The sequence below is a fragment of the Stenotrophomonas sp. GD03819 genome, from assembly GCF_029841665.1.
Lineage (GTDB): Bacteria > Pseudomonadota > Gammaproteobacteria > Xanthomonadales > Xanthomonadaceae > Stenotrophomonas > Stenotrophomonas geniculata.
In genome coordinates, this window is sequence record NZ_JAOCEW010000042.1 from 1 (window position 1) to 12,708 (window position 12,708).

General features: G+C 66.7%; 15 protein-coding genes. 4 read left to right on the forward strand and 11 right to left on the reverse strand.

Translation table 11 applies throughout. The features are described 5' to 3' along the window. The 10 genes from N5D45_RS19510 to N5D45_RS19555 form a co-directional block, all read right to left on the reverse strand. The coding region (locus N5D45_RS19510; protein ID WP_279939485.1) for a DUF6491 family protein at window positions 1-437 on the reverse strand (437 nt) is incomplete at its 3' end. 221 nt (window positions 438-658) lie between these two features. Then, complete coding sequence (gene lolD, locus N5D45_RS19515; protein WP_164192142.1) at window positions 659-1,372, reverse strand: lipoprotein-releasing ABC transporter ATP-binding protein LolD; 714 nt, start codon at window positions 1,370-1,372, stop codon at window positions 659-661. Next, window positions 1,365-2,606, reverse strand: a complete 1,242-nt coding sequence (locus N5D45_RS19520; protein WP_019338333.1) for a lipoprotein-releasing ABC transporter permease subunit — start codon at window positions 2,604-2,606, stop codon at window positions 1,365-1,367. The genes lolD and N5D45_RS19520 overlap by 8 nt, the downstream gene beginning before the upstream one ends. Before the next feature lie 23 nt (window positions 2,607-2,629). Next, window positions 2,630-3,079 carry a hypothetical protein gene (locus tag N5D45_RS19525; protein ID WP_029379940.1) on the reverse strand — a complete coding sequence of 150 codons (450 nt, stop codon included), beginning with the start codon at window positions 3,077-3,079 and terminating at the stop codon, window positions 2,630-2,632. Further along, window positions 3,030-3,278 carry a succinate dehydrogenase assembly factor 2 gene (locus N5D45_RS19530; protein ID WP_005409080.1) on the reverse strand — a complete coding sequence of 83 codons (249 nt, stop codon included), beginning with the start codon at window positions 3,276-3,278 and terminating at the stop codon, window positions 3,030-3,032. Before N5D45_RS19530 ends, N5D45_RS19525 begins: the two co-directional genes overlap by 50 nt. 97 nt (window positions 3,279-3,375) lie before the next feature. Further along, the gene (locus tag N5D45_RS19535) at window positions 3,376-4,161 is read right to left on the reverse strand and encodes a succinate dehydrogenase iron-sulfur subunit (RefSeq protein ID WP_005409079.1); all 786 of its coding nucleotides are present in this window, start codon (window positions 4,159-4,161) and stop codon (window positions 3,376-3,378) included. Window positions 4,162-4,227: 66 nt separating this feature from the next. Next, a complete protein-coding gene (gene sdhA / locus N5D45_RS19540; RefSeq protein WP_279939486.1) occupies window positions 4,228-6,018 on the reverse strand; it encodes a succinate dehydrogenase flavoprotein subunit in 1,791 nt (596 codons plus the stop codon). A gap of 31 nt (window positions 6,019-6,049) precedes the next feature. After that, window positions 6,050-6,436, reverse strand: coding sequence for a succinate dehydrogenase, hydrophobic membrane anchor protein (gene sdhD, locus N5D45_RS19545; RefSeq protein ID WP_005409077.1), 387 nt, complete (start codon window positions 6,434-6,436; stop codon window positions 6,050-6,052). Further along, window positions 6,433-6,825: a succinate dehydrogenase, cytochrome b556 subunit gene (gene sdhC / locus N5D45_RS19550; protein ID WP_279939487.1), complete on the reverse strand. Its 393-nt coding sequence runs from the start codon at window positions 6,823-6,825 to the stop codon at window positions 6,433-6,435. The genes sdhD and sdhC overlap by 4 nt, the downstream gene beginning before the upstream one ends. A gap of 56 nt (window positions 6,826-6,881) precedes the next feature. Then, complete coding sequence (locus N5D45_RS19555) at window positions 6,882-7,052, reverse strand: DUF1674 domain-containing protein (protein ID WP_005409075.1); 171 nt, start codon at window positions 7,050-7,052, stop codon at window positions 6,882-6,884. A 39-nt stretch (window positions 7,053-7,091) separates the two neighbouring features. Here N5D45_RS19555 and N5D45_RS19560 point away from each other — a divergent pair, with 39 nt between their 5' ends. Then, window positions 7,092-7,967, forward strand: a complete 876-nt coding sequence (locus N5D45_RS19560) for a folate-binding protein (protein ID WP_279939488.1) — start codon at window positions 7,092-7,094, stop codon at window positions 7,965-7,967. A 103-nt stretch (window positions 7,968-8,070) separates the two neighbouring features. On the opposite strand, the gene ugpC is transcribed toward N5D45_RS19560, so the two are convergent. After that, window positions 8,071-9,153 (reverse strand): sn-glycerol-3-phosphate ABC transporter ATP-binding protein UgpC, encoded by a 1,083-nt coding sequence (gene ugpC / locus N5D45_RS19565; protein ID WP_010484335.1) that lies wholly within the window; start codon window positions 9,151-9,153, stop codon window positions 8,071-8,073. A 352-nt stretch (window positions 9,154-9,505) separates the two neighbouring features. Between ugpC and zwf the strand changes: the two genes are divergently transcribed. The 3 genes from zwf to pgl are packed head-to-tail and all read left to right on the forward strand — an operon-like array spanning window position 9,506 to window position 12,665. Continuing rightward, window positions 9,506-10,942: a glucose-6-phosphate dehydrogenase gene (zwf, locus tag N5D45_RS19570; RefSeq protein ID WP_345782137.1), complete on the forward strand. Its 1,437-nt coding sequence runs from the start codon at window positions 9,506-9,508 to the stop codon at window positions 10,940-10,942. Next, window positions 10,939-11,946: a glucokinase gene (gene glk, locus N5D45_RS19575; protein ID WP_010484331.1), complete on the forward strand. Its 1,008-nt coding sequence runs from the start codon at window positions 10,939-10,941 to the stop codon at window positions 11,944-11,946. The genes zwf and glk overlap by 4 nt, the downstream gene beginning before the upstream one ends. Beyond that, complete coding sequence (gene pgl / locus N5D45_RS19580) at window positions 11,943-12,665, forward strand: 6-phosphogluconolactonase (protein WP_010484329.1); 723 nt, start codon at window positions 11,943-11,945, stop codon at window positions 12,663-12,665. The genes glk and pgl overlap by 4 nt, the downstream gene beginning before the upstream one ends. Window positions 12,666-12,708: the final 43 nt, after the last annotated feature.

Here is a 12,708-nt window from a genome sequence, read left to right on the forward strand (position 1 = left end):
TCCTCGCGCTCCTGCACCTGCGCCTGGCGCAGCTCCTGTTCGGAAGCACGCAGCGTCTTCACGTCCAGCTTGCGGATGCTGTTGATGAAGCACGGCATGCGCGGGCCGCCGGTGGGGTCGCGCACCAGCACCTTGTCAAAGCGCGCCGAGACACGGTTCATCTGGCTGGTCAGGCCGATGGCGGTGGCATACGGCAGGTCCTGGCAGGGGCCTCTCAGCTCCAGCAGGTAGGCCTCGCTGGGACGCGTCCACACCGCCAGCGCGCTGTCACCCAGCTCGGTCCAGCCATTGAGGGTGCCGAAGAACTGCATGTCGTTCTGCGGCGCACCGGCGTGGGCACGGTATAGGTCAAGCTTCTCGGCGCTGCTGAGCCGGCCGGTGGTGGCACAGGCGGCCAGGGCCAGGCAGAGGCCGGCCAGCAGAAGCGGGGTCTTCATGGCGATCTCCTCGGGGAACTGTCGCCATCATGCGCCTGGCCTGGCAATGCCGGCGCGACGGCCGACGGCCCCATTCAGGCGCCGGTCGGCGGTCGACCAAAGTCGACCTCTGACAAAGCGGGTCCAGAACGTCGGATTCCGGTAGTCGCCAACCTTGGTTGGCGCTTGCCCTGCAGGAGCAGCCGACCAAGGTCGGCTTCTACCAGAGTCCGTCCGACCGCTCAGACGTCGGCGTGGGCCAGTGCGTGCAGGCGCCCTTCGCGCAGTTCCAGCACCCGGTCCAGGCGACGCGCCAGGCTGCGGTCATGGGTTACCAGCACCAGGCTGGTGTGACGTGCACGATTCAGCTCCAGCATCAGCTCGAACACCGTTGCAGCGGTGCGGTCATCCAGGTTGCCGGTCGGCTCGTCACCGAGCACGCAGGCCGGATGATTGACCAGTGCTCGCGCCACCGCAGCACGCTGGCGCTCGCCGCCGGACAGCTCGCCCGGCTTGTGGTCCAGGCGATGGCCGAGGCCAACCGCTTCCAGCAGCGTGGTGGCGCGGCTGCTCGCTTCGGACACCGCGGTGCCAGCCAGCAGCACCGGCATCATCACGTTTTCCAGCGCGGTGAACTCCGGCAGCAGGTGATGGAACTGGTAGACGAAGCCCAGCGCCTGGTTGCGCAGCAGGCCGCGCGCGGTGTCCGACAGCGCCGACATGCGCTGGCCGGTCACATAGACCTCGCCCGCGGTCGGAATGTCGAGGCCACCCAGCAGGTGCAGCAGCGTACTCTTGCCGGCGCCGGAGGCACCGATGATCGCCACGGTTTCGCCGGCGGTCACGGTCAGGTCCAGGCCATCGAACACCGGGGTCTGCATGCGCCCTTCGGCGTAGGTCTTGCCCAGTGCTTCGGCGCGGATCACTTCATCGCCGCGGTTGAAGACCTTATTCATAACGCAGGGCCTCCGCCGGCTGGGTGCGTGCTGCCCGCCAGGCGGGGTACAGGGTGGCCAGGAAGCTCATCAGCAGTGCGACCACGGTGATCGCCACCACGTCGCCGGTCTGCATGTCGGTCGGCAGGCCGGTGATGTAGTAGACATCCTCCGGCATCAGCTTGACGTTGAACACGCTCTCGATGGCGCCGAGGATGCGCTCCAGGTTGAGGGTCAGGGTAATGCCACCGATCAGGCCGGCCAGCGTGCCGAAGATGCCGATCAGCGAGCCCTGCACCATGAACACCTGCATCACGCCACCCGGGGTCAGGCCGAGGGTGCGCAGGATGGCGATGTCGGCCTGCTTGTCGGTCACCAGCATCACCTGCGAGGACACCAGGTTGAAGGCGCCCATGGCGATGATCAGCGACAGCAGGATGCCCATCACCACCTTCTCCATGCGCAGCGAGTGGTAGAGGTTGGCGTTCTGCTGGGTCCAGTCACTCACGCGGTAGGCACCGCCGAGGTTCTGCGCCAGGTCCACGCCCACTTCCAGCGAGCGGTCCATGTCGTGCAGTTTCAGGCGCACGCCGGTGGCACCGTCGCTGCGCAGTACGCGCTCCAGGTCCTGCATGTTGGCGAAGCCCACGCCACGGTCGACTTCGTTGTAACCGGCCTCGAAGATGCCGCTGACGGTGAAGCGCTTCATCCGTGGCACCGCGCCGGCAGGCGTGCCCTGCACTTCTGCAAAGGTCACCAGCACCTGGTCGCCGACGTCCACGCCCAGCCAGAGCGCCAGCTCCTTGCCCAGCAGCACGTTGAAGCTGCCCGGCGTGAGGCTGTCATAGCTGCCCTTGGTGATCTTCTTGTCGATCACCGACACCTTCGGCTCCAGCGCCGGATCGATGCCCTGGATGATCGCACCCTGCACGCGCGGACCGCTGATCATCGACTGGATCTCGATGTACGGCGCGGCACCGGCCACGCGCGGATCCTTGTTGGCCACGTCGACCACCCGCATCCAGTCCGGCATCGGCTCGCCGTCACGGCTGATGGTGGTGTGCGCGGTCATCTGCAGCAGGCGGCTGCGGATTTCCTTCTGGAAACCGCTCATCACCGCCAGGGTGGTGATCAGCACCGTGACGCCGAGCGCGATGCCCAGGATCGATGCCATCGAGATGAAGGAGATGAAGCCGTTGCGGCGCTTGGCGCGCAGGTAGCGCAGGCCGATGGCCACGGGAATGGGTTTGAACATGCAGGCACGCCGGTCAATTCAGCTTATGGTGCCATCGACCGGGGCCGACGGGAAACGCTGCGTGCGGCGACGGCCAGTCGCAGTTCACGTCGCTGCCCGGAATCGAGCACATCCGGCCAGAACAGCAGGCGCCGGCGGCGCCGATCCTCACGCCACAGCAACAGCAGCCAGGGGCCGCGCACGACCAGTTGTGGCGCATCGACGTCCTGCCCGGCCACCTGCAGCGGCTCGGACGGTACCGGCAGAAGCACCTGCACGCGTGGCCTGCGCTGGCGCCAGGCCAGTTCGGCCAACCCGATGCCCCAGGCCAGCAACACCGCGGGCATCAACAGCCGCGGCGGCAGATCCGATGCGCGCAGCAGCCAGGGTGCGGCCAGCAGCACCGCCAGCTGGGCGGCGGCCTGCAGCCGTGAGGGCCGCCACTCAAGGCTTGAGGGCGAGGATCTTCTGCATGAGGGGGATTGCGTGCGCATGCGGGCAGGCCTCATAACCCATGAACCAGCGCCACAACTTATCGTCCTCGCAGTCGAGCAGGAACAGGAAAACCTCGCGCTCTTCGGTCGGCGCAGTGCTCCATTCGTGGTCGAGGTAACGGCCGAACAGCTGGTCCAGCTCGCGCATGCCGCGGCGGCAGCGCCAGCGCAGCTTCTTCAGCAGAACATCTTCTTCCATCGTGTTTCTCCAGATACAGCAAAGCCACGCATGGCGTGGCTCTGCTGGGAGGTGCAGCCACGCACGGCGTGGCTCTACCGGGTACAGCCGGACCGTATCAGGCGCGGCGTTCCATCATCAGCTTCTTGATCTCGGCGATCGCCAACGCCGGGTTCAGGCCCTTCGGGCAGGTCCGGGCGCAGTTCATGATGGTGTGGCAGCGGTACAGCTTGAACGGATCTTCCAGGTCGTCCAGGCGCGCACCGGTGTCCTCATCGCGCGAATCGATGATCCAGCGGTAGGCCTGCAGCAGGATCGCCGGGCCCAGGTAACGCTCGCCGTTCCACCAGTAGCTCGGGCAGCTGGTCGAGCAGCAGGCGCACAGGATGCACTCGTACAGGCCGTCCAGCTTCTTGCGGTCTTCCGGCGACTGCAGGCGCTCGCGGTCCGGCGGTGCCGGGGTCTGGGTGCGGATCCACGGCTTGATCGAGGCGTACTGCGCGTAGAAGTGGGTCAGGTCCGGAACCAGATCCTTGACCACGTTCATGTGCGGCAGCGGGTAGATCGGCACTTCCTTCTTGCCGCAGTCCGAGATGGCTCGGGTGCAGGCCAGGGTGTTGGTGCCGTCGATGTTCATCGCGCACGAACCACAGATACCTTCGCGGCAGGAGCGGCGGAAGGTCAGGGTCGGGTCGATCTCATTCTTGATCTTGATCAGGGCGTCCAGGACCATCGGGCCACAGGCGTCCAGATCGACTTCATAGGTATCGGTGCGCGGGTTGCTGTCGTCGTCCGGACTCCAGCGGTAGATCTTGAAGGTGCGCACGTTCTTGCCGCCGTTCTTGACGGGGAAGTGCTTGCCCTTCGTGATCTTGGAATTCTTGGGGAGTGAAAACTCGGCCATGGCTGCTCTCGTTGGCTCAGGCGGCCCGCGCCCTTGGGCGCGGATTGCATGGTAGGCGGGGTCGGATCAGTACACGCGCGGCTTCGGCGGCACCACGGACACGTCGTCGGTCAACGTGTACATGTGCACCGGACGGTAGTCGAAGCTGCACTTGCCCTTCTCGTCGACGCTGACCAGGGTGTGCTTCTGCCAGTTGACGTCGTCGCGGTCCGGGAAGTCCTCGTGCGCATGCGCGCCGCGGCTTTCCTTGCGCTGTTCGGCCGAGTTGATCGTCGCCACCGCGTTGAGCAGTAGGTTGTTCAGCTCGTAGGTCTCGATCAGGTCCGAGTTCCACACCAGCGAACGGTCGGAGACCTTCACGTCCTGGAACGAGTCGAAGATCTTGTCCATCTTCTCGCAGCCTTCCTTCAGCGTCTGGCTGGTGCGGAAGACGGCGGCGTCGGCCTGCATGGTGCGCTGCATGCGATCGCGGATGACCGAGGTCGGGGTATCGCCGTTGGCGTGGCGCAGCTTGTCCAGCAGGCCCAGCGCCTTGTCGCAGGCATCAGACGCCAGCGGCTTGTGCGACGCGCCCGGCTTGATGGTCTCGGCGCAGCGGTTGGCCACCGCACGGCCGAACACCACCAGGTCCAGCAGCGAGTTCGAGCCCAGTCGGTTGGCGCCGTGCACGGAGACGCAGGCCGCTTCACCGATCGCGTACAGGCCCGGCACTACGGCATTGTCGTTGTCGCCGACCTTCTGCACCACTTCGCCGTGGTAGTTGGTCGGGATGCCGCCCATGTTGTAGTGCACGGTCGGGATGACCGGGATCGGCTGCTTGTGCACGTCGACGCCGGCGAAGATGCGGGCGCTTTCGGCGATGCCCGGCAGCTTGTCGTCGATCACGCCCGGGCCGAGGTGGGTCAGGTCGAGCAGGATGTGATCCTTGTGCTCGCCGACGCCGCGGCCTTCGCGGATCTCGATGGTCATCGAACGGCTGACCACGTCGCGCGAGGCCAGATCCTTGTAGTGCGGTGCATAGCGCTCCATGAAGCGCTCGCCACTGCTGTTGCGCAGGATGCCACCTTCACCGCGGACACCCTCGGTGATCAGGCAGCCGGCGCCGTAGATGCCGGTCGGGTGGAACTGCACGAACTCCATGTCCTGCATGGCGATGCCGGCACGCATGGCCAGGCCGCCACCGTCGCCGGTGCAGGTGTGCGCCGAGGTGGCGCTGAAGTAGGCACGGCCGTAGCCGCCGGTGGCCAGCACCACGCCCTGGGCGCGGAACAGGTGCAGCGTGCCGTCGGACATGTCCAGGGCCAGCACGCCGCGGCAGGCGCCTTCGTCGTCGAAGATCAGGTCGAGCGCGAAGTACTCGATCATGAAGCGCGCGTCGTGCTTCAGCGACTGCTGGTACAGGGTGTGCAGCATCGCATGACCGGTACGGTCGGCCGCCGCGCAGGTACGCTGCGCCGCCGGGCCTTCACCGTACTTGGTGGTCATGCCACCGAACGGACGCTGGTAGATCTTGCCTTCGGCGGTGCGCGAGAACGGCACGCCGTAGTGTTCGAGCTCGATGATGGCCGGGATGGCCTCACGGCACATGTATTCGATGGCGTCCTGGTCGCCCAGCCAGTCCGAACCCTTGATGGTATCGAAGAAGTGGTAACGCCAGTCGTCCTCGCCCATGTTGGCGAGTGCGGCCGAGATACCGCCCTGGGCGGCAACGGTGTGCGAACGGGTCGGGAAGACCTTGGTCAGGCACACGGTCTGCAGGCCCTTGGCGGCCAGGCCGAACGTGGCGCGCAGGCCGGCGCCGCCGGCGCCGACCACGACCATGTCGTACTTGTGTTCGGTGATCTTGTAAGCGGACATCTAATCTGGATTCCTGTGTTGGTGCCTGGGCTCAGGCAACGCCGAGGGCGATGCGGCCCACCGCAAACACACTGACGATCATGCCGAGCACGGCGACGAACTTCACCGCGGTCTGCAGCACCAGGGCCAGCAGCGATTCGTGGATGTAGTCTTCCAGCACGACCTGCATGCCGAGCTGCGCGTGCCAGAACATGGCGATCAGCAGGCCGATCAGCGGCACTGCGTTCCACGGCTTGGCCACGGCGGCGGCGGCGGTCGCGTAGTCCGAGCCCAGCAGGCCCAGCACGAAGACCAGGAACCAGATGCCCAGCACCACGAGCGCGGCGGCGGTCAGGCGCTGGTGCACGAAGTGCTCGGTGCCGGTCTTGGCCGAGCCAAGGCCGCGCACGTTCTTCAGCGGGGTACGGAACTTGCTCACGCGGCACCTCCGAACATCACATAGGCCCACACCAGCAGGGTGATCACCAGGCTGCCGGTGACCGACAGCCAGCTGCTGCGGATGAAGGCGGAGATGCTGAAGCCGATGGCGAAGTCCTGCACCACGTGGCGGATGCCATTGCACAGGTGATAGGCGAACGACCATGTCCACGCGAACAGGAACACGCGGCCATACCAGGCCCCGGCATGGCCGGTGAAGCAGTTCCAGGACTCGGGCCCCATCATCAGGGCCAGCAGGCCGGCGGCGATGATGAGGGCACCAACAGACAGAAAGACGCCAGTGGCTCGATGCAGGATCGAGGTGGCCATCTGAATCTGCCAGCGATACACCTGAAGGTGCGGGGAAAGTGGGCGTTGTCTGGTCGCCATTCGCTGGGCTCGTTGTCTCGGCTGGGCGGCACACGGCCGCGTTGGCTCAATGCTGATCAGAAATCGATGCAGCGTCCGTTTTTCTCCCAATCGCCATACCGCACCGGATCAAGTCCGCCGCGGCCGCCGAATTCCTCTGCTTTTTCCTGTTCCACGGGCACGGGTGCCGCGGGGACCAGCGGGGCTTCAGATTCGTCGTCGGGAGTGGGGGTTGTTTGGCCTATCATGTTCGGTCTCGCAACGCACAAATTTTAGACCTCGTTCACGTGCCTGACAACCTGCCCCCTGCTTTCGTCGGATATCCGCGCCTGCCCGGCCACCAGTTGCTGAGCCTGCAGGGCACGGATGCGGCCGTTTTCGCCCACGCCCAGTTCAGCGGCGACGTCACTGCCCTGCCCCTGCTGCACTGGCAGTGGAGCGCCTGGCTGAGCGCAAAAGGCCGCACCCTGGCGGTGTTCCAGCTGCTTCGGCTGGCCGACGACCACGTGATGCTGGTGCTGGCCGACGGCGATGCCGATGCGACTGCGTCGCAACTGCAGCGCTTCGTGTTCCGTCGCAAGGTGAAGGTGCAGGTGCGCAGCGATCTGGCGGTGGCCGGCGCCTTCACCGCGCCCGAAGCCGCCAGCAACGCCGCGATTGCGCACGCCGCAGCGGGCGGCTGGGAACTTGACCTGGGCAGCGATGCGCTGCCGCGCACCCTGCGCATTGGCGCAGCTGATGCATTTGCCGCCGGCAGCGAAACCGATGAGGCCGCTTTCGCCCTGGCCTGGCGCCAGGCCGACCTGCGCTACGGGTTGCCGCGACTGGAAGAAAGCCAGCGCGAAGTGTGGACCCCCCAGCAGCTGGGCCTGGACCGCCTGAACGGCTACAGCGTGAAGAAGGGCTGCTATCCCGGCCAGGAAATCGTCGCGCGCACCCACTTCCTCGGCAAGGCCAAGCGCGCGGTGCAGCTGCTGCATGCCGCAGCACCGGCGCAGGCCGGCGATGGCGTGCAACAGGACGGCGCAGCGCTGGGCACGATTGCCAGCGTGGCCGGTGAACTGGCGCTGGCGGTGCTGCCGCTGGAGGCCAGCGACGCCGAGCTGCAGGTGGGTGGTGCGGTGGCGCAGCGTGTGCCGCTACTGGATGGATTGGCGCGCTGAGGTTCACGCCGGGCACGGCCCGGCGCTACCGCCGCCATGGTGGGTGCGGACCGTTGGTCCGCACCGCAACGAAGCAGCCGAGCGTGGGTTCGGCTCTACAGAGTCAGAGCCGCTCGCCGGTTTCCGGGTTGAAGAAATGCAACCCCTGCGGGTGGATCGCCACGCGGATCTGTTCGCCCACCGCCGGCAGCGCCTGCGGCGCCACGCGCATGGTCAGCGCATGCTGGCCACTGCTGAGGTTGACGAAGATCTCGTTGCCGACCGGCTCAATGCCTTCGATGCGCGCAGTGAACGCATGCGCATCATCGGCGGCCGCCGGCTGCAGGTGCTCCGGCCGCACGCCCACCGCGATCGGCTTCTGCAACCACGCCGGATCGATCGTGGCCTGACCCAGCGGTGCACGCCATTCGCCGTCGACCACGGTCACGCCACCGGCATCGCCCTGCAGCGTGCCACGCAGCACGTTCATCGCCGGGCTGCCGAGGAAACCAGCCACGAACAGGTTGGCCGGGCGGTCGTACAGCGCCATCGGCGTATCGATCTGCTGGATGATGCCGTCCTTCAGCACCACGATGCGCTGGCCCAGGGTCATCGCTTCAACCTGGTCGTGCGTCACGTAGATCATGGTGGTGCCCAGCTTGCGATGCAGCTGCGCGATTTCGGTGCGCACGCTGTGGCGCAGCTTGGCATCCAGATTGGACAGCGGTTCGTCGAGCAGGAACACCGCCGGCTCGCGCACCAGCGCCCGGCCCAGCGCAACACGCTGGCGCTGGCCGCCGGACATCGCCTTGGGGAGCTTGTCCATCATCTCCGTCAGGCCCAGCGTCTGCGCCGCTTCGGCGATGCGCTTGTCGATGGTCGCCTTGTCATGCCCGCGCAGCTTCAGGCCGAAGGCCAGGTTCTCGGCCACGGTCATGTGCGGATACAGCGCGTAGCTCTGGAACACCATCGCGATGTCGCGATCCTTCGGCGCCACGTCGTTGACCACGCGATCACCGATGGTCAGCGTGCCGCCGCTGATTTCTTCAAGGCCAGCCACCATCCGCAGCAGGGTCGACTTGCCACAGCCGGACGGACCGACCAGCACCATCAGCTCGCCATCGGCGACCTCGAAGCTGGCGTCCTTCACCGCAACCTGGCCGTTGTCATAGACCTTGCGCACACCCTGCAACTGCACTTTTGCCATATCACCTATCCGGTCCGCCCGAAGCCGGGCTGTCTTTTGGGACTGCCTCGGCCCTCCCGATGGCAGTGATGATTGCGCGCTTGCGGCATGACGGCGAGCACTGCAATCGAATACAGTTGCCCATTCTGCCATGTAAACGTTTTCACGTGGCACTATCCGATGATCGGTGCGCACCGATCTGCGTCGGCGGTGGAACGAAGCTTCCGCCGGGGCAGTGGTTTCGAATGGAACGGTCTCCCGCTACCCCGGAGATCGCCCCTGACGAACCTCGGACAGGCAGTTGCGCGGATGTCCCCCGAACCCAGCCATGAAGCGATTGACAACGATGTCACCCGGATCTGAAACTCGAGCGATGCACGACACCCTCTTCCTGTTCGGTGCCACAGGTGATCTGGCCCAGCGCTACCTGTTCCCTTCGCTGCTTCGCCTGCTTGGCGACGGCCTGCTGCCGGAGGACTTCCGTATCCGTGCGCTGGCCCTGTCCGGGCATGACACCGAAGCCTTCCATGACATCCTGCGCCCGCGCCTGCAGCAGGCCATGCCGATGGCCTCGCAGGACGACATCAGTGCCCTGCTGCGCCGCATCGACTACCGTTCGGTGGACCTGCGCGACGTCGACTCGGTTGCCGCCGCGGTCTCCGACCTGGTGCACCGCAAGTGCGTCAGCTACCTGGCCATCCCGCCGGGCCTGTACATTTCCACCTGCGAAGGCCTGGCCAAGGGCGGTGCGCTGGCATCGCCGGCACGCCTGATGCTGGAAAAGCCGATCGGCAGCGACAGCGAGAGCGCTGAGGAAATCATCAGCACTATCGGCCAGTGGATCGACGAGGACCGTGTGTTCCGCCTCGACCACTACCTGGGCAAGGCGGCAGTGCAGAACCTGATCGCGCTGCGCTTCGGCAATACGCTGCTGGAGGCAGTGTGGAACCGCAACTACATCGAATCGGTGCACATCCTGGTGGCCGAGAGCGAAGGCGTGGATGGCCGCGACGCCTACTACGCCCGCTCCGGCGCGCTGCGCGACATGGTGCAGAGCCACATCCTGCAGCTGCTGTGCATGGTGGCGATGGAACCGCCGGCGTCGCTGGAAGCCGACCGCATCCGCGACGAGAAGGTCAAGGTGCTGCGCGCCCTGCGTCCGCTTGATGCCAAGCACGCCGCGCGTGACAGCATCCGCGGCCGCTACACCGCCGGCACCATCAACGGCCAGCCGGCACAGGCCTACCAGCCGCCGGAAGGCAGCGACGTGGAGACCTTCGCCGGTGTCACTGCGCACATCGACAACTGGCGCTGGAGCGGCGTGCCGTTCCACCTGGTCACCGGCAAGCGCCTGCCCGAGCGCACCACCCGCGTGGTGGTCACGCTGAAGCCGGTCACCCACTGGCTGTTCGAGCGCCCGCAGCGCGCGCAGGCCGCACCAAACCGCCTGGTGTTCCAGCTGCAGCCGCAGGAAAACATCGAACTGGGCCTGATGAGCAGCCTGGCCGGCCCGGAATGGGGCGCGCTGGAACTGCACCCGCTGGAGCTGGAGCTGTCGGTGCCGACCGGCCTGCACCGCCGCATCGCGTACGAGCGCCTGTTCCTGGATGCGTTCAACGGCAACCACACGCTGTTCGTGCGCGATGACGAAGTGCGCGCCGCCTGGGCGTGGATCGACAGCGTGGCCGATGCCTGGAAGGACGCCAAGCTGCCGCTGGAGCCCTACCCCGCCGGCCAATGGGGCCCGAGCAATGCGGGCGAGTTCCTGCCGCAGGGCGTGGACGCGCCGGACAGCGGCGCCTCGGCATGAGTGCCAGCTCGCAGCCGGTGCTGGTCGCCGACATCGGCGGCACCAACGCCCGCTTCGCCCTGGCCGACACCTCGCAGGACGCACCGCTGCAGAAGGACAGCATCCGCGAGTACGCGGTGGCGGAGTTCCCATCGCTGGGTGATGCCGCGCGCCACCATCTGGAACAGATCGGCGCCACCGCCAGCCGCGGCGTGTTCGCAGTGGCCGGTCGCGTTGATGGTGACGAAGCGCGCATCACCAACCATCCGTGGGTGATCTCGCGCAGCCGCACCGCAGCGATGCTCGGGTTCGACGAACTGCACCTGATCAACGATTTCGCCGCACAGGCGATGGCGATTTCACTGCTGCAGCCCGATGACGTGGTCCAGGTCGGTGGTGCCGCCTGGGTGCCGGGCAAGCCGGGCCAGCCGCGCAACTACGCGGTGATCGGTCCGGGCACCGGCCTGGGTGTCGGTGGCCTGATCCTGCGCCACGGACGCTGCTATCCGCTGGAAACCGAAGGCGGCCATGTCAGCTTCCCGCCGGGAACCCCGGAGGAGATCCGCATCCTGGAAATCCTGTCCGAGCAGTTCGGCCGCGTCTCCAACGAGCGACTGATCTGCGGCCCCGGCCTGGTCAACATCCATCGCGCGGTGTGCGAGATGGCCGGTATCGATCCCGGCCAGCTGCAGCCGGTGGACGTGACCGCCCGTGCCCTGCATGGCGATCCGCAGGCAATGCGCACCGTGGACGTGTTCTGCGCGGTGTTCGGCGCCATTGCCGGCGACCTGGTACTGACCCAGGGTGCCTGGGATGGCGTGTTCCTGACCGGTGGTCTGACTCCGAAGATGCTCGATTCGCTGCAGCACTCTGGTTTCCGCCAGCGCTTCGAACACAAGGGGCGGTTCTCTTCGATCATGGCGCGCGTTCCCTCGTTGGCCGTGATGCATCCCCACGCAGGATTGCTGGGCGCCGCCGCCTATGCAGCCGACGCCGAACGTGACGCACCTGGAGTTGCCGCATGAGTCCCACCTTCCACGACGACCGCATCGAGTTCATCAGCCACGGCGATGCCGACGGCTGGATCGAGGCAGTGGCCGCCGAGATGGCGCAGACCCTCAACCACGACATCAACGAAGTGGGCCGCGCCCGCATCCTGTTGTCCGGCGGCACCACGCCGGCGCCGGTCTACCAGGCGCTGGCCGAGTTGGACGTGCACTGGGACCGGGTGGAAGTGAGCCTGGCCGACGAGCGCTGGCTGTCGCCGCAGGATCGCGACAGCAACGCCTGGCTGGTGCGCGAGCACCTGCTCAAGCGCGCCGAAGGTGCGCATTTCGATCCGCTGGTACGGATCGGAAAGCCGCTGCCGGAATGCGTTTACACCGCCAACCTGCAGGCCCAGCACAGCCAGCCGCCGAGCCTGGTGGCACTGGGCATGGGCAACGACGGCCACACCGCCTCGCTGTTCCCGGGCTCGAAGGACCTGGCCCGCGCACTGGAAAGCACCCTGCCCTACGCGGCACTGGACGCCACCGGCTGCCCGGGCGCGAACCAGTGGCCGCTGCGCATCACGCTGACCCCGCACGGGCTGGGCCAGTGCCGCCAGCGCCTGCTGCTGCTGCGCGGCAAGCAGAAGCTGCAGGTGCTGCGCCAGGCGCTGGACAGCAACGACGCCCAGCAGTACCCGATCCTCAATGCAATCAACCTGGACGGCGCGCGCCTGCGCGTGCACTGGGCTGATTGATGTCGGCGGCGGCGCCGCGCCGCCGCTTGCCTCTCGCCACCAC

What these genes read in the sequence shown, in the direction of transcription:
- lolD (WP_164192142.1), bottom strand. Translation starts at nt 1,372, where the DNA reads ATGAATAAGGTCTTCAACCGCGGCGATGAAGTGATCCGCGCCGAAGCA.
- N5D45_RS19520 (WP_019338333.1), bottom strand. Translation starts at nt 2,606, where the DNA reads ATGTTCAAACCCATTCCCGTGGCCATCGGCCTGCGCTACCTGCGCGCC.
- N5D45_RS19525 (WP_029379940.1), bottom strand. Translation starts at nt 3,079, where the DNA reads ATGCGCACGCAATCCCCCTCATGCAGAAGATCCTCGCCCTCAAGCCTT.
- N5D45_RS19530 (WP_005409080.1), bottom strand. Translation starts at nt 3,278, where the DNA reads ATGGAAGAAGATGTTCTGCTGAAGAAGCTGCGCTGGCGCTGCCGCCGC.
- N5D45_RS19535 (WP_005409079.1), bottom strand. Translation starts at nt 4,161, where the DNA reads ATGGCCGAGTTTTCACTCCCCAAGAATTCCAAGATCACGAAGGGCAAG.
- sdhA (WP_279939486.1), bottom strand. Translation starts at nt 6,018, where the DNA reads ATGTCCGCTTACAAGATCACCGAACACAAGTACGACATGGTCGTGGTC.
- sdhC (WP_279939487.1), bottom strand. Translation starts at nt 6,825, where the DNA reads ATGGCGACCAGACAACGCCCACTTTCCCCGCACCTTCAGGTGTATCGC.
- N5D45_RS19555 (WP_005409075.1), bottom strand. Translation starts at nt 7,052, where the DNA reads ATGATAGGCCAAACAACCCCCACTCCCGACGACGAATCTGAAGCCCCG.
- ugpC (WP_010484335.1), bottom strand. Translation starts at nt 9,153, where the DNA reads ATGGCAAAAGTGCAGTTGCAGGGTGTGCGCAAGGTCTATGACAACGGC.
- zwf (WP_345782137.1), top strand. Translation starts at nt 9,506, where the DNA reads ATGCACGACACCCTCTTCCTGTTCGGTGCCACAGGTGATCTGGCCCAG.
- glk (WP_010484331.1), top strand. Translation starts at nt 10,939, where the DNA reads ATGAGTGCCAGCTCGCAGCCGGTGCTGGTCGCCGACATCGGCGGCACC.
- pgl (WP_010484329.1), top strand. Translation starts at nt 11,943, where the DNA reads ATGAGTCCCACCTTCCACGACGACCGCATCGAGTTCATCAGCCACGGC.